This is a genomic window from Nonomuraea sp. NPDC003214, assembly GCF_053590035.1.
In genome coordinates this window covers 730,623-756,298 of sequence record NZ_JBSFSX010000003.1, presented here as the reverse complement: position 1 = coordinate 756,298, position 25,676 = coordinate 730,623, and the positions used below count along the sequence as shown (strand labels likewise).

The window sequence follows — 25,676 nt, the reverse complement described above, 5'->3', positions numbered from 1 at the left end:
CCCATGAAACCGCCGGATGTCCTGCGGCGACCGCCGGAGGTGCCGCGGCGCAGGAGCGGACGGGGGCCGCCCCTGCGCCGGTGCGGCGTGCGGTCAGCCCACGCCGAGCAGGTCGACCACGAAGATGAGGGTCTCCCCGCCCTTGATCCGCGCGCCCGCGCCGGCGGCGCCGTAGCCGAGGTGCGGCGGGATGACGAGCTTGCGCCGGCCGCCGACCTTCATGCCCGCCACGCCCTGATCCCAGCCCGCGATGACGCGGCCCGCGCCGAGCGGGAACTCGAACGCCTGGCCGCGGTTCCACGACGCGTCGAACTCCTCGCCGGTGGAGAAGGCGACGCCCACGTAGTGGACGCGGACGTTCTGACCCGGCTTGGCCTCGGGGCCGTCCCCCACGGTGATGTCCTCGATCTCCAGGTCGGCAGGCGGGTTGCCCGCCGGGAAGTCGATCTCCGGCTTCTCGAGTGCCACGAAGTGCTCCTGTTGACGATGTGAATGAACCTGACGACTCTATGCCGTCGGGATATCGTCATCGTCCATGCCCGCCCTTTCACCCGATGCGATCATGCTGTCCGGGCGCGTCGCCGTGGTCACCGGGGCCGCCTCCGAGAGCGGGCGGGCGATCGCCGAGACCCTGCGCGCCCTCGGCGCCCACCTGGCGACCTGCGACCGCGCCACCCCCCGGCACGACCCCCGCCCCACCCCAACGGACGCCTGCCGTCCCACCCCACTGGACGGCTCCCGGCGCGGCGGGGTGAGGCCCGAGCCGGCGGGCGGGCTGGCGATGACGGTGGACGTACGGGATCCGGTGGCGGCCGGGGTGTTCGCGCGGGCCGTGGAGGAGCGGTGGGGCCGGGTGGACGTGCTGGTCAACGCCGGGCCCGAGGCCAGGCCCGTCCCGCTCACGGAGCTGCCGGAGCGGGACGGGCGCCGGCTGGTCGACGAGGGGTTCACCCGCGTCACCGGCATGGTGCGGCGCCTGCTGCCGCTGATGGGCGCGGGCACGTCGATCGTGAACGTCGTGTCAGGCGACGGCCCGGTGCGCGCCCTGGTGGAGAGCCTGACCGGGTCGCTGGCGGCGGAGCTGCGCCCGCGCGGCGTCCGCGTGAACGCGCTCGTCCTGGAGACGCCGGAGGCCGACCCGGCGGGCCCGGCGCTCTTCCTGGCGGGCCCGCTGTCGGCCGGGGTCTCCGGCGTCACCCTGCGCGTCAGAGGCTGACGTCACCAGCTCTGGTGCAGCGGCATCCCCTCCGCGTAGCCGGAGGAGCTCTGGATGCCGACGACGGCCTGCTCGTGGAACTCCTCCAGGGTGCCCGCCCCGGCGTACGTGCACGAGGAGCGCAGCCCGGCCACGATGGCGTCGATCTGGTCCTCCACGCTGGGCCGGCGCGGGTCGAGGTACATGCGCGAGGTGGAGATGCCCTCCTCGAACAGCGCCTTCCTGGCCCGGTCGAACGCGCTGTCCTCGGCGGTGCGCAGCCGGACGGCGCGGGCGGAGGCCATGCCGAAGTTCTCCTTGTAGCGGCGGCCGTCGGCGTCGGTGCGGGCGTCGCCCGGCGACTCGTACGTCCCGGCGAACCAGGAGCCGATCATGACGTTCGCGGCCCCGGCGGCCAGGGCGAGCGCCACGTCGCGGGGGTGGCGGACGCCGCCGTCGGCCCACACGTGCCGGCCGAGCCGGCGCGCCTCGGCCGAGCACTCCAGGACGGCGGAGAACTGCGGCCGGCCGACGCCGGTCATCATGCGCGTGGTGCACATGGCGCCCGGCCCGACGCCGACCTTGACGATGTCGGCGCCCGCGTCGACCAGGTCGCGGACCCCGGAGGCGGTCACCACGTTGCCGGCCGCGACGGGCACGCCGGGTTCGAGCGCGCGCACGGCGCGCAGCGCGGCGATCATCTTCTCCTGGTGCCCGTGGGCGGTGTCGACGACCAGGCAGTCGACTCCGGCGTCGAGGAGCTCCTTGGCCTTGGCGGCGACGTCGCCGTTGACGCCGACGGCTGCGGCGATCCGCAGCCTGCCCTGGCTGTCCACGGCGGGCTGGTAGAGGGTGGCGCGCAGCGCGCCGGTGCGGGTGAGGATGCCGACGAGGCGGCCCTCGGCGTCGACGATGGGGGCCAGCCGGTGGCGTCCCTCGTGCAGCCGGTCGAAGGCGGTGCGCGGGTCGAGCCCGGCGGGCAGCGTGAGCAGCTCGCTGGACATCACCTGGGAGAGCTGCGTGAACATGTCCACGCCCTGGCAGTCGGCGTCGGTGACGACGCCGACGGGCCGGTTCTCCCAGTCGACGACGATGACCGCGTTGTGCGCCCGCTTGGGCAGCAGCTGCAGCGCCTCGCCGACGGTGTCGTGGGCGGTGAGGGTGAGGGGGGTGTCGTGCACGAGGTCGCGCCTCTTGACCCAGTCGACGACGTCGGCGACCACGTCGAAGGGGATGTCCTGCGGGATCACGGCGATGCCGCCGCGGCGGGCGACGGTCTCGGCCATGCGGCGGCCGGCGACCGCGGTCATGTTGGCCACGACGACCGGGATCGTGGTGCCGGTTCCGTCGTGCGTCGACAGGTCGACCGCGAGACGGGAGTTGACCGAGGAACGCGACGGCACCATGAAGACGTCGCTGTAGGTCAGGTCGTACTGCGGCTCCATGCCGTTGAGAAATTTCACGTTCATCCATCTTATGAGGTAACGGGTCCTACCTAGGGAATTCCCCCTTTGTGGTGGGCTTATGATCGGCCCGGACACTTCTGGGGGATGGAGGGGCGTGTGGACGTCACCAATCGGGACGAGATGCTCGTCGTGGGGTTCGCGGTGCGGACCACGAACGCCGACGAGATGGATCCCGCGCGGGCCAAGCTGCCCGCGCTGTGGCAGCGGGCGGGGGCGCCGGGCGCGTTCGCGCACGTGCCGGGCCGGGTGGACGAGAACCTGTACGCGGTGCTGACCGACTACGAGAGCGACCACCACGGCGCCTATACGCAGATCGTCGGCATCGCCGTCCGCACGGTGCCGAGGCTGCCGGAGGGCATGGTGGCGGTGCGGGTGCCGGCGGCGCAGTCGCTGCTGGTGGAGGCGCGCGGCCCGATGCCGCAGGCGATCGTGGAGGCGTGGCAGCGGGTGTGGAAGCACACCGAGTCGGGCGGCACGCCGGCCCGTTCGTTCGGCACGGACCTGGAGGTGCACCACCCGGGCGGCGCCGACCTCTACGTGGCCGTCTAGGGCAGCCCGAGCGCGGCGGCGGCGGCCTCGACGGCGACGGGCTTGACCTCGTCGAGGGCCAGGTGGGCGTACTCCACGGCGCAGTCGGACATCCCGCCGAGCCCGACGGTGGCGCGGACCTGCTGGGCCACGGTGAGCTCGTCGCCCAGCAGCAGGAAGACCAGCCGCCGCCGCCAGGCCATGAAGCGCTCGCCCACGTCGAGGTAGGAGAGCGTGTTGAGGTCGCGCAGCATCATGGAGATGACCTCGCGGTGCCGCCAGACGAGGTCGAAGTAGTCCTCCAGCAGCCCCCTGGGGTCGCCACGCTCCCGGCCCGCGACGAACCGGTCGATGTCGTCGATCATCGGCTCGATGATGCTGCGGACCAGGTCGTCGCGTGAGGCGAAGTGGTAGTAGAGGGCGGGCTTGGTGATGCCCAGCCGGTCGGAGATCTGGCGCAGGCTCGTCTGCTGGATGCCCTGGAGCGCGAACAGCTCGCGCGCCACTGCCTGGATGCGGGTCTTGGTGTCGCTGGGCCTGGCCATGTTCCAAGCGTAATCCTTACCTCCCGTTAAGTAAGCCCTTGCGCCTGCGTCGCGCACCCACTTACCATCCGTTAAGTAAGGAGGTGCTGCCATGCGCGTACTCATCTCCGGCGCCAGCGTCGCCGGACCCGCACTGGCCTACTGGCTCACCCGATACGGATTCGAGGTCACGGTCGTCGAGCGCGCCCCCGCGCTGCGCAAGACGGGCGGCCACGCGGTCGACCTGTTCAGGCCCGCCCTGGACATCGCCGAGCGGATGGGCGTCCTGGACCGGATCCAGGAGATGAAGACCGGCACGCAGCGGCTGACCATGTACACCGAGGGTCACGAGCGCCCGGTGGTGGTCGAGCTGCGCAGGATGATGGCCGGGGTCTCCGACCGGCACGCCGAGATCATGCGCGACGACCTGAGCGAGATCTTCTTCGACGCCACCCGGGACGACGCCGAGTACGTCTTCGGCGACTCCATCACCGCGATCTCCGGCGACGGCGAGGTGACGTTCGAGCGCGGCCCCGCCCGGCGGTTCGACCTGGTGGTGGGCGCCGACGGGCTGCACTCCAACGTGCGCCGCCTGGTCTTCGGCCCCGAATCGGACTTCTCCACCTGGATCGGCGCCTACCTGGCCGTCGTCTCCGTCCCCAACTTCCTCGGCCTGGACGCCACGGTGGAGGGGCTGAGCGGCGTCGGCAGGATGGCGGCGCTGTACGGCGCGGCCCGCCTGCCCGACGCGCGGGCGCTGTTCATGTTCCGTCCCGCCGAGCCGATCGACTACCACTACCGCGACGTGGAGCGGCAGAAGGACCTGCTGCGCGAGCACTTCGCCGGCTTCGGCTGGCACGTGCCCCGGCTGCTGGCCGAGCTCGACACCACCCCGGCGTTCTACTTCGACTCGATCACCCAGCTGCGCCTGGACTCGTGGTCGCGCGGGCGCGTCACGCTGGTCGGCGACGCCGGCTACTGTCCGGGCCCGGCCGTCGGCGGCAGCACCAGCCTGGCCGTGGTGGGCGCGTACGTGCTGGCGGGCGAGCTCGCCGCGGCCGGCGGGGACCCCGCGCGGGCCTTCCCGGCCTACGAGGCCGAGATCGGCGAGTACGTGCGCCGCAGCCGCTCGTTCGCCGTGTCGGCGGCCAGGAAGCTGGTGCCGGGCAGCCCCGGCGGCCTGTGGGCGCTGCGCGCCGCCGCCGGGCTGATCGGCCTGATGCCCGCCGGGGTGACCCGGGCGGTGTCGAAGCTGGGCGCCCGGGGGGTCAGGCTGCACGACGAGATCGCGCTCAAGGACTACACCGCCCACGAGGTCCGTACGGCGGCGCGTCCCTGAGCGCGGTCAGGCCAGCACGCCCTGGGCGCGCAGCTTGGCCGCTGCCTCGGCGTTGATCCCCCACGCGGACAGGTCGGCGAGCCGGGTCGCGGGCGACAGGTCGGGGGCGGGCGCGCCCACCAGGCGCGGCGCGGGCGCGGGCTGGCTGAGACCGCCGGACTCGACGAAGGCGCCCCTGGCCACGTTGTGGGGATGATCGGGCGCCTCGGCCATCGACAGCACCGGCGAGACGCAGGCGTCGGAGCCGTCGAACACGGCCTCCCACTCGGCCCTGGTCCGGGTCCGGAACTCCGCGGCCAGCCGCTCGCGCAGGGCCGGCCACTGGGTCCGGTCGTCGCGGTCGGGCAGGCCGGTCAGGCCCATCAGCCGCACCATCGTGTCCCAGAACTGCGGCTCCAGCGCCCCGACCGCCAGGTACTGGCCGTCGGCGGTCTCGTACGTGTCGTACATGGGGGCGCCGGTGTCGAGCAGGTTGGTGCCGCGCGGCCCCCAGAAGCCGCCGCGCACGCCCTGGTAGAACATCGCGAACAGGATCGCGGCGCCGTCGACCATGGCGGCGTCGATGACCTTGCCCTGGCCGGTGCGCTCGCGTTCGAACAGGGCCAGCAGCACGCCGTAGGCGAGCATGAGGCCGCCTCCGGCGAAGTCGCCCAGGATGTTGATCGGCGGCGTGGGCTTGTCGCCCTCGCGGCCCAGCATGGACAGCACGCCGGAGATCGCGATGTAGTCGATGTCGTGCCCGGCGGTGGGCGCCAGCGGGCCGTCCTGGCCCCAGCCGGTCATCCGGCCGTAGATCAGGCGCTCGTTGACCGCGTGGAGGTCGTCCGGGCCGATGCCGAGCCGTTCGGCCACGCCGGGCCGGAACACCTCGATGACCACGTCGGCGGCGCGGGCCAGGTCCTTGAACGCGGCCACGCCGTCGGGCGACTTGAGGTCGAGCCCGATCGTGCGCTTGCCGCGGTCCATCACGTCGGTCCTGGGCCGGTCGGATACCGCGCCGACCCGGTCGACGCGCAGCACCTCGGCGCCGTGGTCGGCGAGCATCATCCCGGCGAACGGCCCCGGCGCGAGCCCGGCCAGCTCCAGCACCCGGACTCCGGCCAGCGGGCCCTGGCGTCCCTCGGTCATCGGCATCCCCCTAGTAGAACAACATTCGGTGAGTCGTGGCAAGACGCTCGCCGGACAGGCCATCAGAGACGTGTGAGGTATGGGAAACTTGCCCACTATTCGGGTGGTCTACAGGGGTAGGACATGGATTCGGAGAGCAGCGAGCTGATCGCCAAGCGCTACCGGTTACTGCGCGAGCTCGGCCGCGGGGGCATGGGCGTGGTCTGGGAAGGCCGGGACACGCTGCTCAACCGGCCCTGCGCGATCAAGGAGGTCGTGCTGCCCGACGGCCTGCCCAAGGCCGAGCGGGACCGCATGCTGGTGCGCACCGCGCGGGAGGCGCGCACGGCGGCCAAGCTCAACCATCCGTCCGTCGTGGCGATCTACGACGTGGTGGAGGAGGACGGCCGGCCCTGGATCATCATGGAGCTGGTGCCCGCCCCCTCGGTCGAGCAGGTCGTGGCCGCCTCAGGCGCGCTGCCCGTGCGCGAGGCCGCCGACGTGGGACGGCAGGTGCTGTCCGCGCTGCGCGCCGCGCACGAGCTGGGCGTCCTGCACCGCGACGTCAAGCCCGCCAACATCCTGCTGACCGGCGAGGGCCGGGCGGTGCTCACCGACTTCGGCATCGCCACCGCCGAGGGCGACTCCTCGCTGACCAGCACCGGCATGGTGACCGGCTCGCCCAGCTTCCTGGCCCCGGAACGGGTCCGCGCCGCCGAGGCCGGGCCCGCCTCCGACCTGTGGTCGCTGGGCGCCACCCTGTACGCCACGATGCTCGGCCGCTCGCCGTTCGAGCGGGGCGAGCCCATGGCCACGCTCAACGCGCTGCTCAACGAGGAGCCGGACTACCGCAGGATCCCGCCCGCCATGCACCCCGTGCTCAAGGGGCTGCTGCGCAAGGAGCCGGAGGAGCGGCTGACCGCCGAGCAGGCCGACGAACTGCTGGCCGCCATCGGCGCGACCCGGCCCGCCCACGCCGACCAGCACGTCCCGGACAAGAAGCCGGGCCGGTCCGGCCGTACGCTCATCGCGGCCGTCACGGCGGCGGTCGTGGTCGTGGCGGCGGGCACGATCACCTACCTGCGCGCCTCCGCGCCGCCCGAGGTCGCGCGCAAGCAGGTGGCGCACGCGGCCGCGACGAGCCCGATGCCGAGCCCGCCGGCCACCACGCAGGCGCCCACGCCCACCGTCACCGCCACCCCGACGCCCACGCCCACCCGGACGCGGCCGCCGGTGCGCGCCTACGTCTCGCGCGACGGCTGGACGATCAGGCGGCCCATAGGCTGGCGGGGCGCGCTCAACGAGTCGTTCACCGAGTGGACCCGCCGCGACCGGGCCGGCCACCTGGGCGTCGAGGCCGTCTACGCCAAGCTCGACCCGCACCAGCTCCTGCGCGACGCCGAGGAGGTCTTCCGGCAGAACGGCGCCGAGGTGCGGAACCTGGGCCGCCGGACCGTCATGCACCAGGGGACCAAGGCCGTGGAGTGGGAGTTCACCTGGACCGCGGGGGAGGGCGCGCCGTGGGCGGCGCCGGGCACCCGCTACAGGGAGGTGCGCCGCGCGCTGGCCGTGGGCGACACCGCCTACATCCTGTCGTGGACGTTCGACGAGACCCAGTGGCGGCGCAACACCCGCCTGATGCGCCAGGTGATCGGGAGCTTTACCGTAGGCGCATGACGCCGTGGAACCTGCTGGCACTCCCGCCCCTGCCCGAGGAACTCCTGCGCAAGATGCTCGCCCCGCTGGGCGAGCGGGTGTCGGTGCGTGCGCCCGCCGCCCGCGACCGTGACGCGCTGCTGGCCGCGCTCGCCGGCGCGGAGATCGTGCTCGGCGACTGGACGGGCGAGCTGACGCTCGACGCGCGGGCGGTGGCGGCGGCGCCCCGGCTGGCGTTCCTGCAGCAGCCGTCCGTGGGCGTGGACGGCCACGACCTCACCGCGCTGGCGGCGGCCGGCGTGCCGGTGGCCAACACGGCGGGCGTCAGCGCGACCGCCGTGGCGGAGTGGTGCCTGGCCGCCGCGCTCGCGCTGTCGCGCAAGCTGGCCGAGGCCGACGCCGCCGTCCGCGCCGGCGAGTGGCCGCAGCAGGCGCTGCGCCCGGCCGAGCTGCGCGGGCGCGAGGTCGGCGTGGTCGGCTACGGCCCGATCGGCGTGGCCTGCGCCGGGCTGTTCCGGGCGCTCGGCTGCGAGGTGTCCTACTGGACGCGCACGCCCCGCGACGAGCCCGGCTACCGCGACCTGGACGCGCTGCTCGGCTCCAGCGACGTGGTCGTCGTGGTGATCGCGCTGTCGGAGGAGACGCGCGGCCTGGTCGACCCCCGGCGGCTGCGGCCGGGCGCGCTGCTGGTCAACGCGGCCAGGGGCGGGGTGGTCGACCAGGAAGGGCTCGTCGCCGCGCTGCGCGAGGGCCGGCTCGGCGGCGCGGCGCTCGACGTCTTCGACACCGAGCCGCTGCCCGCGGGCGACCCGCTGCGCGAGCTGCCGGGCGTGCTGCTGTCGCCGCACGTCGCCGGGGTCACCTCCGAGGCCACCGGAAGGCTGCTCACGGCCACCCTGGACAACCTCGCGGCGGCGCTCGACGGGCGGCCGGTGGCCCACGTGGTGAACGGCGTTTCTCCGATCATCCGGAGGAAATTCGCGGATTCGCCTGTCTTGTAGGGTTTCGAGCTGACACGATGAAGAGTTTTCGTGCGTTTAACGACCCCGGTCTGTTCCGGGGATGTGCCGGAGAGATACGGTCTTGTCGACGATCTCTACCGGGCTCAAGGGGGTGCTTGCGTGATGACGACGATGTCCACACACCGGCGGGCAGTAGAGGACATCCGGCGGTCCTATGCCGAGATCCCGGGCGACGCCGCGCCGCGCCTGGCCAAGGCCACGTCCAACCTGTTCAGGTTCCGCGACGCGGGCAAGACGGCCAAGCTGTCGGCACGCGACCTCGACGAGGTCATCAGCGTCGACCCTGAGACGATGACCGCCGAGGTCCAGGGCATGACCACCTACGAGCACCTGGTTGACGCCACGCTCCCGCACGGCCTGATGCCGTACGTGGTGCCGCAGCTGAAGACCATCACGCTCGGCGGCGCCGTGACCGGGCTCGGCATCGAGTCCACCAGTTTCCGCGACGGCCTGCCGCACGAGTCGGTCGAGGAGCTGGAGATCCTCACCGGCGACGGCCGGGTGATCGTCGCGCGTGACGACAACGAGCACCGCGACCTGTTCCGCGCGTTCCCCAACTCCTACGGCACGCTGGGCTACGCGCTGCGCATCCGGATCAAGCTCCGCAAGGTCGAGCCGTACGTGCACCTGACCCACATCAGGTTCACCGACGCCGCCAAGTGCATGCTCGCCATGCAGGAGATCAGCGAGAGCATGGTCCACGACGGCGAGCGGGTCGACTTCGTCGACGGCGTCTTCTTCGACCCGCAGGAGCTGTACATCACGGTCGGCCGCTTCGCCGACCGCGCCCCGTACGTCTCCGACTACACCGGCATGCGGATCTACTACCAGTCGATCCGCAAGCGCAACCGCGACTGGCTGACCGTGCGCGACTACCTGTGGCGCTGGGACACCGACTGGTTCTGGTGCTCGCGCGCGTTCGGCGTGCAGCAGCCCGTGGTGCGCTCGCTGATGCCGCGCCGGTGGATGCGCTCCGACGTCTACCGCAAGCTCGTCGCCCTCGACCGCCAGTACGGGGTGACGGCCAGGATCGACCGGTGGCGCGGGCAGCCGGTGCACGAGCCGGTCATCCAGGACGTGGAGGTGCCGGTCGAGCGCGGCGCGGCGTTCCTGGAGTTCTTCCACGACAAGGTCGGCATGACGCCGGTGTGGATGTGCCCGCTGCGCGCCGGCTCACGCTGGCCCCTCTATCCGCTGGAGCCGGGCAAGCTCTACGTGAACTTCGGCTTCTGGGGCATGGTCCCGCTGCCCCGGGGACAGTTCGACGGCTACTACAACCGGTTGATCGAGAACGCGGTGCACGAGCTCGACGGGCACAAGTCGCTCTACTCGACGTCCTTCTACGCCCGTGATCAGTTCTGGGAGCTGTACAACGGTGACGGTTACTGGCCGGTCAAGCGGGAATACGACCCGGGCGGTCGCCTGCTCGACCTGTACGACAAGTGTGTACGGGGAAGGTGATGGCAGATGGCTCTCGCGTCCATCTTCGAGAAAATCGTAGGCTCGGACGCCAACATCGCGTTCATGGCGTATGACGGCACCAAGGCGGGGCCTGACGGCGCCGACATCGCGATAGAGGTCAAGTCCCCGATCGCGGTCGCCTATCTGGCCCAGGCTCCGGGTGAGCTGGGTCTGGCCAGGGCGTATGTCTCCGGTCACATCGACGTGCACGGCGACCTCTACACCCTGCTCGACCGCATGTGGAACATCACGACCAACGACCTGACGACCGCGGAGAAGCTCGCCGCGGTGCGGTCGCTGGGCGTCAAGCCGCTGCTCATGCGGGTGCCGCCGCCTCCGCAGGAGATGCGGCAGAGCACGCTGGCCCGGCTCGGCTCGCGGCACGCCAAGCAGCGTGACGCCGAGGCGATCCACCACCACTACGACGTGTCGAACCGCTTCTACCGGTGGGTGCTCGGTCCGAGCATGGCCTACACGTGCGCGGCCTTCCCCGAGGAGGACTCCACGCTGGAGGAGGCGCAGTTCGCCAAGTTCGACCTGGTGGCCAGGAAGCTCGGGCTCACGCCCGGGATGCGGCTGCTCGACGTCGGGTGCGGCTGGGGCGGCATGGTCATGCACGCGGCCGAGCACTACGGGGTCAAGGCGCTCGGCGTGACGCTGAGCAAGCAGCAGGCCGAGTGGGCCCAGAAGGCGATCGCCGACGCCGGGTTGCAGGACCTGGCGGAGGTCCGCTACATGGACTACCGCGACGTCACCGAGTCGGGATTCGACGCGGTGAGCTCGATCGGCCTGACGGAGCACATCGGCGCGGCCAACCTGCGCTCCTACTTCACGTTCCTCAACGGCAAGCTCAAGCCGGGCGGGCGGATGCTCAACCACTGCATCACGCGGCCGACGGGGACCGAGAAGACGTTCAACAAGGGCGGCTTCATCAACCGCTACGTCTTCCCTGACGGGGAGCTGGAGTCGGTGGGCACGCTGATCCGCCACATGGAGGACCTCGGCTTCGAGATCCGCCACGAGGAGAACCTGCGCGAGCACTACGCCAAGACCCTGCGGGTCTGGTGCGACAACCTCTACGCCAACTGGGCCGACGCGGTCGAGGAGGTCGGCATGGGCACCGCCCGCGTGTGGGCGCTGTACATGGCCGGCTGCATCGTCGGCTTCGAGCGCAACAAGGTGCAGCTCCACCAGGTGCTGGGCGTCAAGCTGGACGAGGACGGCCGCTCCGGCATGCCGCTGCGCCCGGCCCGCGACTGGCCCTGATCAGCGGTCCAGCACTTCGTGCAGCGTCTTGGCGAACTCGGCCGGGTGCGTGAGGAAGCCCACGTGCCCGCCGGGAAACTCGGCGATGTCGATGCCGAGCCGCTCGGCCAGGATCTCGGCGGTGCGGCGGCCGGGCGTGTGATGCGTCTCGGCGCCGCTCGCCAGCGTGAACGGGCCCTGGCGCAGGGCCTCCTCGTCCGGCAGGTAGCCGGTGAACGAGCACAGCTCGTAGCGCAGGCAGAACTCCAGGTTGGCCGCCACCCGGGCGAGCATCTCGGCGACCGGCGCGGGCTGCGCCGGGTCCGGGTCGGGCGGGGCCGGCACGCCCAGCGCCTCCGACAGCCGCCGCACCGCGGGCCCGGTGCCGTCGCGGTCGAGGGTGTCGCGCACCTCCGCGAAGAGCGCCCGCCAGCGCGCGGCGTCGGGTAGCAGCTCGGTCAGCAGCGGCTCGTGCGCCACCAGCGCCCGCACCTGCTCGGGCCGCTGGGCGAGCAGGTGCATGCCGACCATGCCGCCGTAGCTGGTGCCGAAAACGTAGGCGGGCTCGGCGGTGAGTGCGCGCACGAGCAGGTGGGCGTCGCGGGCGTGCTCGGGCAGCCGCTGCTCGCCCGCCGGCCCGGTCAGGCGGCTGCGGGAGTTGCCGCGCGGGTCGTAGGTGATCACCGTGTAGAGGTCGGCGAGCTGCTGGGCGAGCGGCGCGTACAGGCCGGCGTCGCCGTCGCCGCCGTTGATCAGCAGCAGGACCGGTCCGGCTCCCCGCACCTCGTAGTACAGCTCCGCCCCGGGCACCGCGAGCCTGCCGCTGTCCATCGTCGTCTCCCCGTGATTGACCTGTTTCCCGTTCTGATCGTCCGTAGGAGCCGGGACGTTTCTCCGTGATGCCAACAACTGTAGGCCAACAACTGTTGACTTCGTTGGCCGCGCTGTCTAGCGTGATGCCTGCAAGCGTTGGCAATTGGAGGAACCCATGGACGTCCTCATCGTCGGAGCCGGTCCCGTCGGCCTCACCGCCGCCCTCGTGCTCACCCAGCGCGGACACGCGGTGACCATCCTCGACGCCCAGGCCGAAGGCGCCAACACCTCGCGCGCCGCCGTCGTCCACGCCCGCACCCTGGAGCTGCTGGAGCCGTACGGAGTCGCCGCCGCCCTGGCCGGGCGCGGCGTCCACACGCCCCGCTTCACCATCCGCGACCGCGACCGGCTGCTCGTGCCCGTCCCGTTCGGCGACCTGCCCACCCGCTACCCGTACACGCTGATGATCTCCCAGGCCGACACCGAGGCGTTCCTGCTGGCCCGCCTGGAGGAGCTCGGCGGCAAGGTCCTGCGCCCGGTCACGCTGACCGCCCTGGAGCAGGACGCGGGCGGCGTCACCGCCACGCTCGACGACGGCCGGCGGCTGCGCGCCGCCTACCTGATCGGCGCCGACGGCATGCACAGCACGGTACGGGAGGCCACCGGCATCCCCTTCGACGGAGGCACGTACGCCGAGTCGTTCACCCTCGCCGACGTGCGGCTGAGCGGCGGCGTGCCGCACGAGGAGGTCATCCTCTACTTCTCGCCCGCCGGGCTCGTCGTCGTCGCGCCGCTCCCCGGCGGCCTGCACCGCGTCGTCGCCACCGTCGCCGAGGCCCCGCGCGAGCCGGACACCGCGTTCGTCCAGGCGCTGCTCGACGCCCGTGGCCCGCAGGCGTCGCCCGCCGTCGTCCACGAGGTCGTGTGGGGCTCACGCTTCCGCGTCCACCACCGCGTCGCCGGCACCTTTCGCCGGGGCCGCGTCCTGCTCGCCGGGGACGCCGCGCACGTGCACTCCCCGGCCGGCGGCCAGGGCATGAACCTCGGCATCGAGGACGCCGTCACCCTCGCCGAGCTGCTCGCCCGCGTCCTCGACGGCGAGCCCGACACCCTGCTCGACACTCACACGGCCACCCGGCGGCCCGTCGCCGGGAAGGTCGTCGCGCTGGCGGGCCGCCTCACCCGCCTGGCCACCGCCCGCGCCGCCTGGCGTCCGCTGCGCAACCTCGTCCTGACGGCCGCGGGCCGCCTCCCGGCCGTGCGCCGCCGCCTGGCCTGGCAGCTGTCCGGCCTCGACCGCCGCTGACCGGGCTCACGCCGCCCTGAGCAGCTCGATCAGCGCCGAGATGCTCTGGTCGCCGCGCCCCTGCGCCACGGCCCGCTCGATCAGGTCGTGCATCGGCGCCTGCCAGGAGACGTCCACCCGCGCCTCGTCGCCGAGCGAGCGCTCCTCGTCCAGGCCCGCGTGGAAGAGCCCGATGGCGGAGGCGGGCTCGCCGTAGTCTCCGGAGTCGATCTCCCTGGCCAGCTCCGGCAGCACGGAAGCGATCATCTCCAGCCATTTGACGGAGTACGGCACCAGCGTGCGCGCCTCCAGGCCCCGGGCCGTCACCAGCGCCGCGCCCTGAAGGAACCCCAGCAGCGCCGGCAGCAGGATGCCGCCCACCGCGCTCTCGTATAGCGCCGCCAGGTCCGGCTCCTCGCCCAGGTGCACGGTGTCGCCGCCGAGGACGCGCAGCGTCTTCTCGTGCTCGTCGAACACCGCCCGGTCGCCGCTGTAGTAGAGCAGCGTGTCCGGCGCGCCCACGGCGGAGGGCACGTTCTTCACCGCGCCGTCGAGGAAGCGGGCGCCATGCCCGGCGGCCCAGGACGCCATATCGCGGGCCGCGGCGGGCGCCCCGCTGTTCAGGGTGACCAGGGTGCGCCCGGCCAGCGCCCCGGCGGCCGGCTCCAGCGCCTCCCGGGTGGCGGCGTAGGTGGTCAGGCAGGCGACGACGAGCGGGCTCGCCGCGACCGCGCCGGCGACGTCCGCCGCCCGCTCGGCTCCCCGGGCGACCAGGGGCGCGGCCTTCTCCGGGGTGCGGTTCCACACGGTCGTCCGGAGCCCGGCGTCGGCGAAGGCCCCGGCCAGGGCCGCGCCCATCGAGCCCAGGCCGAGAACGGTCACGTCGGTCATAGGTGTTCTCCCATCGGTTGATCAGGTCACATGCTGGCCCCTTCGCTGACATTTGCTCAAGTACCTACTATTTTGTCGGGTACTGACATCGAGGTAAGTGAGGCGCTGATGACACGGACCTTCACCTGCGGGCTCGACGCCGCCATCGCCGTCATGGGCGGAAAGTGGAAGGGCCTGATCCTGTTCGCGCTGGGCGAGGGCCCGGTGCGGTTCGGCGAGCTGCGGCGCGCGGTGCCCGGCATCAGCGAGCGGGTGCTGATCCAGCAGCTCCGCGAGATGGAGGCGAACGGCCTGGTGCATCGCGAGGTCTACCACCAGGTGCCGCCGAAGGTCGAGTACTCGCTGACGGAGTTCGGCCAGTCGCTCAACACCGCCCTCGCGCCGCTCGGCGCCTGGGGAGAAGAGCACCTCGACCGCATCGAGGCCCTCTTCTAGCCGCCCGTCCCGAGCTCGCGCGCCACGAACCCGGCCCGCTCCTCGACGCTCGCCCGGGGCAGCACGACCACCTCGTAGCCGTACTCCTGGTACGCCGCCACGCAGGCCTCGTAGGTGCGCTCGGCCTCGGCGAGGTCCTGCTTGCGCTCGGCGTCCCGCTCGTAGATCTCCGGCCACGGCGGCGCCGCGAACACCCGCCCGTAGCGCACGGCCCGGGCGGCGGCGCGCACGTGCGGCGGGACCGGCAGGCCCGACAGCGTGAGGTAGGCGGCCACGTCCACCACCCCCCGGTCGAACAGCACCGTGCCCTCCTCAGGGGCCTCCCGGTAGGAGCGCAGGTCGAAGGAGAGCATCAGCTCGGCGAACAGCCCGGGATCGGCCCACGGCAGCGCGGCGCCGCCGATGGCCGCCTGCTCCCGGATGATCGCCCGGCCCGCCTCCGGCATGGCGGCGAGCCCGCGTCCGCGCAGAGCCTCGACGAGCGTGCTCTTGCCGGACCCGGGCCCGCCGGTGAAGACGACGTACATGGGACAACCATCCCACCGCCCGGTGGTCAGGCCGTCGCGCAGGGGGAGCCGTTGAGGGCGAAGGCGGCCGGCTCGGCGGTGTTGCCCGAGTGGGTGGCCTGGAAGCCGAACGACGCCGACGCGCCCGGCGCGATCGCCCCGTTGTAGGCGACGTTCCTGGCCGTCACCTGGCCGCTCGACGGCGACAGCGTGGCGTTCCACACGCCCGTGACGCTCTGGCCCTGCGGCAGCGTGAAGGCCAGCGACCAGGCCGACACCGGGGTGGAGCCGGTGTTCGTGATGGTGACCGCGGTCGTGAACCCGGTGTTCCAGGTGCTCATCGTGTACGTGACGCGGCACCCGCCCGGCGGCGGCGTCGCCGTGGTCGTGGCCGTGGGCGTGATGCTCGGGGAGGTCGTCGGGCCGGGCTCCGACAGGCCGAGGAAGTCGATCGTGGCCCCGGCCATCCCGCCGACCGGCAGGCTGTGGCCCACGCCCTGGAGGCTGACGGCCTCGACGGCCACGTTCGTGCCGGTGCCGCCGTAGCGGGTCCTGGTCCAGGACGGCTGCGGCTGGTCGGTGCGGGCGGGCGTCTGGCTCAGGCCGTGGACGTTGGTCCACTGCTTGATCTGCTCCTGGAAGTTCGGGTAGCGCAGCGTGCTGTCCTCGGTGCCGTGCCAGATCTGCATGCGCGGCCGGGCGCCGCCGTAGCCCGGGTAGGCGGCGCGGACCAGGTCGCCCCACTGCTGCGGCGTCCGGCTGATCTGGCCGTTGGCGCACGCGCTGTTCCAGCTCGACCCGTCGGTGGTGGCGAAGCAGCCGAACGGCACGCCCATGTACGACGCGCCCGCCTCGAACACGTCAGGGTAGGCGCCGAGCAGCACGTTCGTCATCATGCCGCCGGAGGAGGCGCCCACCGCGTAGGTGCGGCCGGGGTCGGCGCCGTAGCGCTGCTCGACCCAGCGGACCATGGACACGATGCCGACCGGGTCGCTGCCGCCGTCGTGCCGCAGCGCCTGCGGGGAGGAGACGTCGTAGCAGGAGCCGCTCCTGGTGGCCGACGGGTAGATGACGATGAACTTGTGCCGGTCGGCCAGCGAGGCGAACTCCGTGCCGGAGTAGAACGCCGGTCCCGACCCGGTGCAGTAGTGCACGGCCACCAGCACCGCCGGGCGCGCGCCGACGCCGTCGGGCACGTACAGGTGCATGCGCAGGCCGGTGGGGTTCGTGCCGAAGCCGGTGACCTCCGTCAGCTGGGCCGAGGCGGCAGGCGGCGCCAGGGCCAGCGCCGCCGCGGCGATCGTCACGGCCGCCGCCACGGCTCCCGCGATCCGGGATCTGATGCTCATCGAGTTCCTCTCCCTCGAACTGAAACATTTCGAGTGTGGACAGAAAATTTCGATCGAGCAATGCCCGCACGACGACGCCCTCCCGGCACGCAGCTGGGAGGGCGTCGGCGGATGAAAGTTTCGGCGTCAGCGCAGCTCGCGCTTGAGGATCTTGCCCGTCGCCGTCATCGGGAGCGCGTCGCGGAACTCGACCACCCGCGGGTACTTGTAGGCCGCCATGGCCTCGCGGCTCCAGGCGATCAGCTCGTCCTCGGTCAGCGACGATCCCGGGGTGCGGATCACGTACGCCTTGATCTCCTCGCCGTGGGAGTCGTGCGGGACGCCGACGACGGCGGCCAGCGAGACCTCCTCGTGGCCCATGAGGACCTCCTCCACCTCGCGCGGGTAGACGTTGAACCCGCCGCGGATGATCATGTCCTTGGCCCGGTCGATGATGGAGTAGTAGCCGTCGGCGTCCCGGGTGGCGATGTCGCCGGTGCGGAACCAGCCGTCGCGCATCACCTCGGCGGTGGCCTCCGGGCGGCCGTAGTAGCCCTTCATGACGTTGTGGCCGCGCACCGCGATCTCGCCCGGGCCCTCGCCCTCGACGGTCTTCCAGTCGGGGTCGACCAGCCGCATCTCCACGCCCCAGATCGGGGTGCCGATCGTGCCCGGCTTGGTGGGCCGGCCGAGCTGGTTGAAGCTCGCCACCGGCGAGGTCTCCGACAGGCCGTAGCCCTCCAGGATCGGGATGCCGAACGTCTTCTCGAAGTCCTTGAGCACCTCGACCGGCGAGGCCGAGCCGCCCGCCACCGCGATCCGCAGCGTGGACGGGGCCTCCTCGCCGTCGGCGTGGATCTTGGTGAGCAGGGCCCAGTACATGGTCGGCACGCCCGCGAAGAACGTGACCCCCTCGGCGCGCATGATGGCCAGCGCCTCACCCGGCTCGAAGCGCGGCATCAGGACCAGCGTCGCGCCGCGCATGAAACCGGTGTTGAGGATGACCGTCTGCCCGAAGGAGTGGAACAGCGGCAGCACCGCCAGATAGGTGTCGCCGCCCTCGGTGCGCGGGAACATCTTGTCGTTGACCATGACGTTCATGACCATGTTCTGGTGGCTGAGCTCGGCGCCCTTGGGGCGGCCCGTGGTGCCCGAGGTGTAGAGGATGACCGCGGTGTCGTCGGGCGCGGTCTGCACGGTCTCGAACTCGCCCGACATCCCGCCCAGCGCCGCCCAGATCGACTCGCCGTACTCCGACTCCGTGGCCAGCGCCGTGGCGGGCAGCACGAAGAAGTGCTCGCACCCCTCGGCCGCCTCGAACCCCGCCTTGCCGCGCTCGCCCAGCGGCAGCTCCGGCGTGCCCTCGAAGCAGAACAGCGCCTTGGCGTCGCTGTCGTCGAGGTGGTAGGCGATCTCCCGCGACTGCAGCAGCACGTTGAGCGGCACCACCGTCGCCCCGGCCTTGAGGATGCCGAAGTAGACGAACGGGAAGTAGGGCAGGTTGGGACAGGCGATCGCCACCTTGTCGCCCTTGCCGATGCCGCGCGACACGAGCAGGTTCGCGACCTGGCAGGCGACCGTGTCGATCATGGAGTAGGGCAGTCGCATGTCCCCGAAGACGATCGCGGTGGCATCCGGGGTGTTGCGCGCGCTGTCCTCCAGGACGCTCGACAGGTTGAGCATGCCTTTCCTCCCTCATCCAGGTGCTTGGGCACATCCTGTCAGCCTGACCATACCGACTGGTAGGTAACAGAGGTCACAAGTATGTATGGACGCGCCCCGTCGCCTGGAGTAAGCAAGTAGCACATCACTGAGGAGTGGCCATGGAGTACGACTACGTGATCGTCGGAGCCGGTTCGGCAGGGTGCGTGCTGGCCAACAGGCTGTCGGCGGACCCGGCGGTGACCGTCGCCCTCATCGAGGCCGGAGGCCGCGACGACAAGCTGGAGATCCGCATGCCCGCGGGGTTCGCCAAGCTGTTCAAGACCGGCTACGACTGGGACTACACCACGGCCAAGCAGAGCGAGATGGCCGGGCGTGAGCTCTACTGGCCGCGCGGCCGGGTCCTCGGCGGCTCCTCGTCGATCAACGCCCAGATGTGGGTGCGCGGCTGCGCGCTCGACTACGACCAGTGGGGCGTGCCCGGCTGGACGTACGAGGACGTGCTGCCCTACTTCAAACGCGCCGAGCGCCGGGTCGGCAGCAACCACGGCGGCGTCTACGGCACCGACGGGCCGCTGTTCATCTCCGAGCTGCGCAGCCCCAACGTCACCACCGCCGCCTTCCTCAAGGCGTGCGACGAGCTCGGCCTGCGGCGCGCCGACGAGATCAACGGCCACGTCAACGACGGCTACGGCCCCACCCCCGTCAACCAGGACCGCGGCCGCCGCTGGAGCGCCGCCGACGGCTACCTGCGCCCCGCGCTCAAACGCCCCAACCTCACCCTGATCACCGAGGCGGACGTGAACCGCGTCGTCTTCGACGGCAGGCGCGCCGTCGGCATCGAGCACAGCGGCGGCGCCCAGGTCAGGGCCCGGCGGGAGGTCATCCTGTCGGCGGGCGCCATCGGCTCCCCCTACCTGCTCATGCGCTCCGGCGTCGGCGCCGCCGACGAACTGCGCGACGCCGGGATCGCCGTCGTCCACGAACTGCCCGAAGTGGGCAAGAACCTCCAGGACCACCTGTCGTCCGGCGTGTTCGTCGCCTGCAAGCAGCCGGTCACGCTGACCAAGGCCGAGTCGCTGGGCAACCTGCTCCGCTACATCGTGCTGCGCTCCGGCATGCTCACCACGAACGTCGGCGAGGCCGTCGCGTTCATCCGCACCACGCCCGCCGAGCCCGCCCCCGACATCGAGCTGATCTTCGCGCCCGGCCCGTTCATCGACCACGGCCTCACCCCGCCCACCGGCCACGGCCTGACCGTCGGCGTCATCCTGCTCCAGCCCGAGAGCCGGGGCCGCATCGGGCTCAACGGCCGCGAAGTCCTCGTCGACCCCGGCTACCTGACCAAGGAAGCCGACGTGAAACGGCTCGTCGCCGGGCTCAAGGTGGCCAAGCAGGTGTTCGCCAGCGCCGCCATGAAGCCGTACGCCGGCGGCCCGATGCCCCCCTACACCGCGCCCGAGACCGACGACGAGCTGGCCCAATGGGTGCGCGAGCGCGGCGAGACCCTGTATCACCCGGTCGGCAGCTGCCGCATGGGCGCCGACGAGGACGCCGTCGTGGACCCGGAGCTGCGCGTGCGCGGCCTCGACGGACTCCGGGTCGCCGACGTGTCGATCATGCCGACGCTCAACCGGGGACACACCCACGCCCCCGCCATCATGATCGGCGAGAAGGCGGCCGACCTCATCGCGGCAGGCTGACCCGTGGAGATCCGGACGATCCACGCCAACGGGGTGGAGTTCGCGTACCTCACCGCCGGGGACGGGCCGCTCGCGCTCTGCATGCACGGCTTCCCCGACACCGCCCACACCTGGCGCCACCTCGTGCCCGCGCTCGCCGCCCGCGGCTACCGCGCCGTCGCGCCGTTCATGCGCGGCTACGCGTCCACCGAGATCCCCGCCGACGGCGCCTACGACGGCGACGCGCTCGCCGCCGACGCCCTCGCCCTGCACGAGCGGCTCGGCGGCGACGACTCGGCCGTCATCGTCGGCCACGACTGGGGCGCCGTCCCCGTGTACGCCACCGCCGACCGCTTCCGCGCCGCCGTCGCCCTCGCCGTCCCGCCGCCCGCCGTCCTCCGCGCCGCCTTCCTGCACTACGAACAGCTCAAACGGTCGTTCTACGTGTTCCTCTTCCAGACCGGGCTGGCCGAGACCGCCGCGTCGGCGCCCGGGTTCCTCGAAGGGCTCTGGGCCGACTGGTCACCCGGCTACGACGCCACCCACGACCTGGAGCTCGTCCGCCGCAGCATCGGCGACCCCGCCCACCTCTCGGCCGCCATCGGCTACTACCGGGCCATGCTCGGCGCCACCCCGCCCTCCGGCCGCCACCCCGCCGCCGGAGCCGCCGCCGCCACGCCGATCCTCTACCTCCACGGCGAACGCGACGGCTGCATCGGCGCCGACCTCGTCAAGGACGCCGCCGCCGCGCTGCCGCCCGGCTCCCGCGCCGAACTCGTCGCCGGCGCCGGGCACTTCCTCCATCTGGAGCGCCCGGCGGCGGTCAACGACCTCGTCCTGTCCTGGCTCGGGCCCGCCCGGGGCTGAGCACGACCAGCTCCGGGTGCCGGCCCGACAAACTCACCCCCACCCTCTCCCGTACGGTGAAGCCGTCCGGGACCTCGTCGTGCACCAGCGCCACCACCAGCCCGTCCGCCGCCAGCACCCGCCGCACCTCCCGCCACAGCCTCCCGGGATCCCCGGCCAGCAGCCCGCCCGCCGCGACCTGACGCCCCCACGGCGGATTCACCAGCACCCGATCCACCACCCCGTCCCCCAGCGGAACCCGCCCCCCGTCCGCCACCCCCCACCAGAACCTGCCGGAAGCGACACCACCGGCCCCGCCAACCAGAAGCCCCGCCCCGCCCGCCCAGCCTGCGCCGCGCGCACGGGAGTAGCCCGCCCCGGCCACAGGCCCGTCTGCACTGCAGACGGCCCCGGCGCCGGCGCGCCCCTCCGCGGGGGCGCGGGTGACGGCGGGCGTTGGGTGGGTGCCCGCCCCACGGCCACCCGCGCCGGGCGCGGAGCCGTCCCCGCTGGAGACGACCCCGGCGGCGGTGCGCCCCTCCGCCGGGGCGCGGGTGACGGCGGGCTCGCCGGCGGGCGTTTGGTGGGTGCCCGCCCCACGGCCACCCGCGCCGGGCGCGGAGCCGTCCCCCGCCTCCGGGCGCAGCGGCCCGCCCGGCCTGGTTTCGGCGGCGGGCGTGCAGGGAGCGTGCGCGTCCTCCGGGGACCGTGGCCGGCCCGGCCCGGGCACGGGGCCGCCTCCGGTGGGCGTCATCCCGTCGAAGGAAGGCGTTGGGGCAGTGAGCAGGTGGGTGGCGTTGGTGGTGGCGGCGGTGATGGCGGCCGGGTTGTGGTCCAGGCCGAGGAAGCGGGCGTGGGGGGCGACGGCGGCGGCCTCGAGGAGGGTGGTGCCGGCGCCGCAGCAAGGGTCGAGCACGGTGCGGGCGCCGTCGAGGCGGGCGAGGGCCGCCATGGCGGCGGCGAGCGGCGGGTGCAGGCTGCCCGGCACGGACCCGAGCTTGTACGGCCGGCGGTGCAGGGGCCGGACCGCCAGGCGCAGGCCGATGACGGCGCGCTCGCCCTCGATCGTCACCCGGAACGCCAGGCATCCGGCGGGCGGCACGGCGCCGCCGGCGCGCGAGTGGTAGGGCAGCCGCAGCCGGCGGCCCAGCTCGGCCCCGACCGCGTCCTCGATGTCGTGGCGCGTGTAGGCGCGCCGCCCCACGAACGTGGCCGACACCTCGACCCCGGCCGCGTCCCGGTGCGGAAGCGGGCGGGGCGGCAGGGCGCGGAGGGCGCGGAGGGCGCGGGCGGCGGCCGACAGGCGGCGCAGGGCGAGGCGGCCGTGGCCGACCCCGTCCACCACGGCCGCCACCAGCAGTACGTCGTCGGCCGTCCGCAGCCCCAGCAGCCCGGGGCCGGGGTCGGCCGCGTCGAACCAGACCTCGCGATGGCGCAACCCGCGGACGGAGCCGAGCCGGGAACGGCGGATCTCAGCTGCGACCAGGGGTTCGATGCCATGCACCGCCCTGGCCACGGCAAGGGTGTGCACGTGTCCTTCTCCCATGGAGCGACCCGGGGCGGCGGCAGGCCGTCCCGCATCGCCGGCGGTGGGTCATCCGCGACCCGCCGGCGGATCGCTAGCCGAGGAGGAAGAAGAACGTCATGGCGGTCACCGTAGCCACCGTCCGGCCCGGCTCGCCACACATTTTCCGGCCACGTACGTACGGTGTACGTCGAAAGCATTGACGTACCGGCGTCGAGGCTCGAATGATGGCCCCATGAGCGTCGTTGACTTCGACCTGTCCGACCGCGATTTCTGGGCCAGGCCCATGGACGAGCGCCGGGAGGCGTTCGACCGGCTGCGCCGCCTGGACAGCCCGGCCTTCTTCGAGGAGCCGGAGATCTCGTTCGCCCCGAAGGGCCCCGGCTACTACGCCCTGGTCCGGCACGCGGACATCCTCGAGGCCAGCCGTACCCCGGAGGTGTTCTCGTCGGGGGAGGGCGGCGCGACGAACATCCCGGACATGCCGGCCGAGTTCGCCGAATACTTCGGGTCGATGATCAACATGGACGATCCCCGGCACGCCCGCCTGCGCCGGATCGTCTCGCGCGCGTTCACGCCGAAGATGATCAAGCAGTTCGAGACCGACGTGGAGTCGGCGGCCGTCAAGATCGTCGACGACCTGCTGGCCAAGGGCCCCGGCTGTGACTTCGTCACCGAGGTCGCCGCCCGGCTGCCCCTGAAGATCATCTGCGACATGATGGGCATCCCGGAGCGCGACTACGGCTTCGTGTTCGACCGGTCGAACATCATCCTCGGCGGCTTCGACCCCGAATACACCGGCCCCGACCTCGGCCAGCTCGCCGAGAAGCTGCTCACCGCCGGCATGGAGCTGCAGCAGCTCGTCCAGGACCTGGCCGCGCACCGCGCCGAACACCCGACGAACGACCTGACCTCGTCCCTGGTCAACGCCAACATCGACGGCGAGCAGCTCACCCTTCAGGAGCTCGGCTCGTTCTTCATCCTGCTCGTCGTGGCCGGCAACGAGACCACCCGCAACGCGATCTCGCACGGCCTGCGCCTGCTCACCACGAACCCCGACCAGCGCGCGCTGTGGCTGAGCGACCCGGAGGCCTATACCGCCACGGCCGTCGAGGAGATCGTCCGCCTCGCCTCGCCGGTCAACTTCATGCGCCGCAAGGTCACCCGCGACCACACGATGAACGGCCACCTCTACCGCAAGGGCGAGAAGGCCGTCCTCTACTACTGGGCGGCCAACCGCGACCCGGCGGTGTTCGAGGACCCGGAGCGGTTCGACATCACCCGCCACCCGAACCCGCACGTCGGCTTCGGCGGCCCGGGCCCGCACTTCTGCCTGGGCGCCCACCTGGCCCGCCGCGAGATCACGGTGATGTTCCGCGAGCTGCTGCGCCGCGTCCCCGGCATCGAGGGCGGCACGCCGGACCGGCTGCACTCCAGCTTCATCAACGGGATCAAGCACATGGAGTGCGCCTTCTAGCGCCCGGGCCTACCCCTGGGCGGTCACCTTCAGCCGGTTGATCACGGTGTTGAGGTCGGGGCGCAGGTTCTCGCCCTCCTCCGGGACCGACATGTAGACGACGGCCGGCAGCTCGGCGCCCGTGTCGAGCGCGGCCGTGACGATCGTGGCCTTCTCGCTCGCGGACGTGAGCGCGTACGCGATGAGCATGCCCTTGGCGTCGCCCACGGTCAGCTCCTGCTGGGCGATCTTCTTGACCCGGTTGGGCATCTCGAACAGGCGCTTGCGCGCGTCGACCACGACCGCCTTGATCGCCGGCTCCAGCTCGCCCGGCTTGGCGTAGGACGAGGCCAGCCGTTCCGGGAGCGGCCCGGTGAGCACCTGCGCGGCCAGGTTGGTGCCGACCATCGCGTACTGGCGGGTCTCGAAGCCGTACGTGCCCTTCACCGTGGGCCGCTCGTCCAGCCGCCAGGTGCCGCCGAGGCGCGGGACGGAGATGCCGGCGGCGGCGTCGGGCAGCGTGCCCGTCACGCCCGACGCCTTGCCGGGGAACTTCGGCAGCCGGGGGATCGTCGAGGTGGTCTTCTGCGGCCCGGGCGGCGGCGTCTTCGTAGTCTCCTGGGCGGCGGGCGGCGTCTCCTTCGCCCCGGCGAGCGGACCGGCGAGGAACGCCCAGAGCAGGCCCGCGACCAGCGCGATCGCGACCGAGCCGGCCAGCGCGTAGATCCAGATGGGCTTGCCCTCCTCCAGGGTCTCGGGCTCGCCCATCTCGTTGTAGTCGTCGCCGAAGACGGTGTCCCAGAGCTGCTGCTGGCGCTCGGGGGGAGGGGTGCGCGAGCCGCTGATCTGGCCGGCCGTGACGAACGGGCGGTCCGGGTCGGACGGGTCGCGGCTCAGGTTCGCGCCCGGCCTGCCGTGCTGCGCCTGGTGCTCGCCCGGGTGCTGGTGCGGGTCGTGCGCCTGGTCGAGGGGCTGGATCGGCTGCTGCGGCTGCTGCTGCGGCTCGGCGACGGGCGCGGCGTGCGGCTGCCCGTGCCCGGGGGACTGCGTGTGCCCGGGGGCCTGTCCGTGGCCCTGCGGCTGTGCGTGGCCCTGCGCCTGGACCTGGGAGTACGTCATCGTGCGCTCGTCGGCGGCCTGTGAGGTCGGCACCACCGGCTGGTCGGGCGGGGGCGCGCTGTACGGGGTGTCCAGCGGCGAGGGGGACTGGTGGCGGGGCGCGGCGGAGTCCTGCGGCGGCCAGGGGGCCGGGGAGCTGAGGTTCGCCCAGGCGCCGGGCTGCGCTGCGGGCGGCTCCGACCACGCGGGCGTCGGGTCCGCGGGCTGCCCGGGGGAGGGCTGCCCGGTGGTGGGCCAGGACGTCGGCACCGGCTCGGCGTCGCGCCGGGCGGGCTGGGCCTCGGGCCGGGTGGCGTCCGCCCAGGAGAACTGCTCGGGCTGCGACGACCGGCCGGGCGGCTCGGGCCAGGCGGCGGCGGGGGGAGCCTCGGGCCAGGCGGTGGGCGGCTGCTGGGCCGCCGGAGGCGTTTCGGGCCAGGAGGTCGGGACATCCTCGCGCGGGGCCTCGGGCCAGGACGGTGGCAGGTGAGGTGCTCCGGAATGCTCCGTTGCCATTGCTGCCGGCCCTCCTGTGGTTATGTCCGGATTCGACGTGCTGTGCATGATCTCATGGGATTTTCCAGGAGACCCAGCCGGCTCCGCAGG

The 25,676-nt window shown here is 72.6% G+C and carries 23 protein-coding genes; 12 read left to right on the top strand and 11 right to left on the bottom strand.

The features are described from left to right. Positions 1-93: 93 nt before the first annotated feature. Positions 94-468, bottom strand: coding sequence for an FKBP-type peptidyl-prolyl cis-trans isomerase (locus ACWDXC_RS12315; protein WP_449980970.1), 375 nt, complete (start codon positions 466-468; stop codon positions 94-96). A gap of 67 nt (positions 469-535) precedes the next feature. Between ACWDXC_RS12315 and ACWDXC_RS12310 the strand changes: the two genes are divergently transcribed. Next, positions 536-1,216 (top strand): SDR family NAD(P)-dependent oxidoreductase, encoded by a 681-nt coding sequence (locus ACWDXC_RS12310; RefSeq protein WP_449980968.1) that lies wholly within the window; start codon positions 536-538, stop codon positions 1,214-1,216. 2 nt (positions 1,217-1,218) lie between these two features. Here the strand turns inward: ACWDXC_RS12310 and ACWDXC_RS12305 are convergent, their stop codons facing one another. Continuing rightward, positions 1,219-2,658 (bottom strand): GuaB1 family IMP dehydrogenase-related protein, encoded by a 1,440-nt coding sequence (locus tag ACWDXC_RS12305; RefSeq protein ID WP_449980966.1) that lies wholly within the window; start codon positions 2,656-2,658, stop codon positions 1,219-1,221. Positions 2,659-2,757: 99 nt separating this feature from the next. Between ACWDXC_RS12305 and ACWDXC_RS12300 the strand changes: the two genes are divergently transcribed. Beyond that, positions 2,758-3,210 (top strand): GyrI-like domain-containing protein, encoded by a 453-nt coding sequence (locus tag ACWDXC_RS12300; RefSeq protein ID WP_364181031.1) that lies wholly within the window; start codon positions 2,758-2,760, stop codon positions 3,208-3,210. Here the strand turns inward: ACWDXC_RS12300 and ACWDXC_RS12295 are convergent. After that, complete coding sequence (locus ACWDXC_RS12295; RefSeq protein ID WP_449980964.1) at positions 3,207-3,734, bottom strand: TetR/AcrR family transcriptional regulator; 528 nt, start codon at positions 3,732-3,734, stop codon at positions 3,207-3,209. The genes ACWDXC_RS12300 and ACWDXC_RS12295 overlap by 4 nt on opposite strands. A gap of 91 nt (positions 3,735-3,825) precedes the next feature. On the opposite strand from ACWDXC_RS12295, the gene ACWDXC_RS12290 reads away from it, so the two are divergent. Then, positions 3,826-5,052 (top strand): FAD-dependent monooxygenase, encoded by a 1,227-nt coding sequence (locus ACWDXC_RS12290; protein WP_449980962.1) that lies wholly within the window; start codon positions 3,826-3,828, stop codon positions 5,050-5,052. Between the two features lie 6 nt (positions 5,053-5,058). Here the strand turns inward: ACWDXC_RS12290 and ACWDXC_RS12285 are convergent, their stop codons facing one another. After that, a complete protein-coding gene (locus ACWDXC_RS12285; RefSeq protein ID WP_449980960.1) occupies positions 5,059-6,180 on the bottom strand; it encodes a CaiB/BaiF CoA transferase family protein in 1,122 nt (373 codons plus the stop codon). Positions 6,181-6,303: 123 nt separating this feature from the next. Here ACWDXC_RS12285 and ACWDXC_RS12280 point away from each other — a divergent pair, with 123 nt between their 5' ends. From ACWDXC_RS12280 to ACWDXC_RS12265, 4 genes are all read left to right on the top strand, one after another. Further along, positions 6,304-7,836, top strand: a complete 1,533-nt coding sequence (locus tag ACWDXC_RS12280; protein ID WP_449980958.1) for a serine/threonine-protein kinase — start codon at positions 6,304-6,306, stop codon at positions 7,834-7,836. Continuing rightward, positions 7,833-8,816: an NAD(P)-dependent oxidoreductase gene (locus tag ACWDXC_RS12275; RefSeq protein WP_449980956.1), complete on the top strand. Its 984-nt coding sequence runs from the start codon at positions 7,833-7,835 to the stop codon at positions 8,814-8,816. Before ACWDXC_RS12280 ends, ACWDXC_RS12275 begins: the two co-directional genes overlap by 4 nt. A gap of 123 nt (positions 8,817-8,939) precedes the next feature. Next, a complete protein-coding gene (locus ACWDXC_RS12270; RefSeq protein ID WP_219508314.1) occupies positions 8,940-10,298 on the top strand; it encodes an FAD-binding oxidoreductase in 1,359 nt (452 codons plus the stop codon). A 6-nt stretch (positions 10,299-10,304) separates the two neighbouring features. After that, positions 10,305-11,564, top strand: a complete 1,260-nt coding sequence (locus ACWDXC_RS12265; protein WP_449980954.1) for a class I SAM-dependent methyltransferase — start codon at positions 10,305-10,307, stop codon at positions 11,562-11,564. Here ACWDXC_RS12265 and ACWDXC_RS12260 read toward each other — a convergent pair whose 3' ends face one another. Next, positions 11,565-12,374 (bottom strand): alpha/beta fold hydrolase, encoded by an 810-nt coding sequence (locus ACWDXC_RS12260; RefSeq protein WP_449980952.1) that lies wholly within the window; start codon positions 12,372-12,374, stop codon positions 11,565-11,567. A gap of 157 nt (positions 12,375-12,531) precedes the next feature. Here ACWDXC_RS12260 and ACWDXC_RS12255 point away from each other — a divergent pair, with 157 nt between their 5' ends. Next, positions 12,532-13,662, top strand: coding sequence for an FAD-dependent oxidoreductase (locus ACWDXC_RS12255; protein ID WP_449980950.1), 1,131 nt, complete (start codon positions 12,532-12,534; stop codon positions 13,660-13,662). Between the two features lie 6 nt (positions 13,663-13,668). On the opposite strand, the gene ACWDXC_RS12250 is transcribed toward ACWDXC_RS12255, so the two are convergent. Then, positions 13,669-14,532: an NAD(P)-dependent oxidoreductase gene (locus tag ACWDXC_RS12250; protein ID WP_449980948.1), complete on the bottom strand. Its 864-nt coding sequence runs from the start codon at positions 14,530-14,532 to the stop codon at positions 13,669-13,671. Between the two features lie 108 nt (positions 14,533-14,640). Between ACWDXC_RS12250 and ACWDXC_RS12245 the strand changes: the two genes are divergently transcribed. Then, a complete protein-coding gene (locus tag ACWDXC_RS12245; RefSeq protein WP_449980946.1) occupies positions 14,641-14,967 on the top strand; it encodes a winged helix-turn-helix transcriptional regulator in 327 nt (108 codons plus the stop codon). Here ACWDXC_RS12245 and ACWDXC_RS12240 read toward each other — a convergent pair. The 3 genes from ACWDXC_RS12240 to ACWDXC_RS12230 all read right to left on the bottom strand — a co-directional run bounded on the left by ACWDXC_RS12240 (position 14,964) and on the right by ACWDXC_RS12230 (position 18,484). Next, a complete protein-coding gene (locus ACWDXC_RS12240; RefSeq protein ID WP_449980944.1) occupies positions 14,964-15,494 on the bottom strand; it encodes an AAA family ATPase in 531 nt (176 codons plus the stop codon). The genes ACWDXC_RS12245 and ACWDXC_RS12240 overlap by 4 nt on opposite strands. Before the next feature lie 26 nt (positions 15,495-15,520). Then, positions 15,521-16,822: an extracellular catalytic domain type 1 short-chain-length polyhydroxyalkanoate depolymerase gene (locus ACWDXC_RS12235; RefSeq protein ID WP_449980942.1), complete on the bottom strand. Its 1,302-nt coding sequence runs from the start codon at positions 16,820-16,822 to the stop codon at positions 15,521-15,523. A 126-nt stretch (positions 16,823-16,948) separates the two neighbouring features. Further along, entirely contained in the window at positions 16,949-18,484 is a 1,536-nt protein-coding gene (locus ACWDXC_RS12230) for a long-chain-fatty-acid--CoA ligase (protein ID WP_449980940.1), read from the bottom strand. A gap of 140 nt (positions 18,485-18,624) precedes the next feature. On the opposite strand from ACWDXC_RS12230, the gene ACWDXC_RS12225 reads away from it, so the two are divergent. Together ACWDXC_RS12225 and ACWDXC_RS12220 are read left to right on the top strand one after the other, a co-directional pair. Beyond that, complete coding sequence (locus ACWDXC_RS12225) at positions 18,625-20,166, top strand: GMC family oxidoreductase (protein ID WP_449980938.1); 1,542 nt, start codon at positions 18,625-18,627, stop codon at positions 20,164-20,166. A gap of 3 nt (positions 20,167-20,169) precedes the next feature. Further along, complete coding sequence (locus ACWDXC_RS12220) at positions 20,170-21,012, top strand: alpha/beta fold hydrolase (protein ID WP_449980936.1); 843 nt, start codon at positions 20,170-20,172, stop codon at positions 21,010-21,012. Here the strand turns inward: ACWDXC_RS12220 and ACWDXC_RS12215 are convergent. Beyond that, positions 20,969-22,522 (bottom strand): methyltransferase domain-containing protein, encoded by a 1,554-nt coding sequence (locus ACWDXC_RS12215; RefSeq protein ID WP_449980934.1) that lies wholly within the window; start codon positions 22,520-22,522, stop codon positions 20,969-20,971. The two genes, ACWDXC_RS12220 and ACWDXC_RS12215, sit on opposite strands and share 44 nt — an antisense overlap. A 229-nt stretch (positions 22,523-22,751) precedes the next feature. Here ACWDXC_RS12215 and ACWDXC_RS12210 point away from each other — a divergent pair, with 229 nt between their 5' ends. Beyond that, positions 22,752-23,993, top strand: a complete 1,242-nt coding sequence (locus tag ACWDXC_RS12210; RefSeq protein WP_449980932.1) for a cytochrome P450 — start codon at positions 22,752-22,754, stop codon at positions 23,991-23,993. Positions 23,994-24,002: 9 nt separating this feature from the next. Here the strand turns inward: ACWDXC_RS12210 and ACWDXC_RS12205 are convergent, their stop codons facing one another. Beyond that, a complete protein-coding gene (locus ACWDXC_RS12205) occupies positions 24,003-25,586 on the bottom strand; it encodes a hypothetical protein (protein ID WP_449980930.1) in 1,584 nt (527 codons plus the stop codon). Positions 25,587-25,676 lie beyond the last annotated feature (90 nt).

Bases quoted from the DNA above. Each gene is read 5' to 3' on its own strand.
- ACWDXC_RS12310 (WP_449980968.1), top strand. From the start codon at position 536: ATGCCCGCCCTTTCACCCGATGCGATCATGCTGTCCGGGCGCGTCGCC.
- ACWDXC_RS12295 (WP_449980964.1), bottom strand. From the start codon at position 3,734: ATGGCCAGGCCCAGCGACACCAAGACCCGCATCCAGGCAGTGGCGCGC.
- ACWDXC_RS12290 (WP_449980962.1), top strand. From the start codon at position 3,826: ATGCGCGTACTCATCTCCGGCGCCAGCGTCGCCGGACCCGCACTGGCC.
- ACWDXC_RS12285 (WP_449980960.1), bottom strand. From the start codon at position 6,180: ATGACCGAGGGACGCCAGGGCCCGCTGGCCGGAGTCCGGGTGCTGGAG.
- ACWDXC_RS12280 (WP_449980958.1), top strand. From the start codon at position 6,304: ATGGATTCGGAGAGCAGCGAGCTGATCGCCAAGCGCTACCGGTTACTG.
- ACWDXC_RS12275 (WP_449980956.1), top strand. From the start codon at position 7,833: ATGACGCCGTGGAACCTGCTGGCACTCCCGCCCCTGCCCGAGGAACTC.
- ACWDXC_RS12270 (WP_219508314.1), top strand. From the start codon at position 8,940: ATGACGACGATGTCCACACACCGGCGGGCAGTAGAGGACATCCGGCGG.
- ACWDXC_RS12265 (WP_449980954.1), top strand. From the start codon at position 10,305: ATGGCTCTCGCGTCCATCTTCGAGAAAATCGTAGGCTCGGACGCCAAC.
- ACWDXC_RS12260 (WP_449980952.1), bottom strand. From the start codon at position 12,374: ATGGACAGCGGCAGGCTCGCGGTGCCCGGGGCGGAGCTGTACTACGAG.
- ACWDXC_RS12255 (WP_449980950.1), top strand. From the start codon at position 12,532: ATGGACGTCCTCATCGTCGGAGCCGGTCCCGTCGGCCTCACCGCCGCC.
- ACWDXC_RS12250 (WP_449980948.1), bottom strand. From the start codon at position 14,532: ATGACCGACGTGACCGTTCTCGGCCTGGGCTCGATGGGCGCGGCCCTG.
- ACWDXC_RS12245 (WP_449980946.1), top strand. From the start codon at position 14,641: ATGACACGGACCTTCACCTGCGGGCTCGACGCCGCCATCGCCGTCATG.
- ACWDXC_RS12240 (WP_449980944.1), bottom strand. From the start codon at position 15,494: ATGTACGTCGTCTTCACCGGCGGGCCCGGGTCCGGCAAGAGCACGCTC.
- ACWDXC_RS12235 (WP_449980942.1), bottom strand. From the start codon at position 16,822: ATGAGCATCAGATCCCGGATCGCGGGAGCCGTGGCGGCGGCCGTGACG.
- ACWDXC_RS12230 (WP_449980940.1), bottom strand. From the start codon at position 18,484: ATGCTCAACCTGTCGAGCGTCCTGGAGGACAGCGCGCGCAACACCCCG.
- ACWDXC_RS12225 (WP_449980938.1), top strand. From the start codon at position 18,625: ATGGAGTACGACTACGTGATCGTCGGAGCCGGTTCGGCAGGGTGCGTG.
- ACWDXC_RS12210 (WP_449980932.1), top strand. From the start codon at position 22,752: ATGAGCGTCGTTGACTTCGACCTGTCCGACCGCGATTTCTGGGCCAGG.
- ACWDXC_RS12205 (WP_449980930.1), bottom strand. From the start codon at position 25,586: ATGGCAACGGAGCATTCCGGAGCACCTCACCTGCCACCGTCCTGGCCC.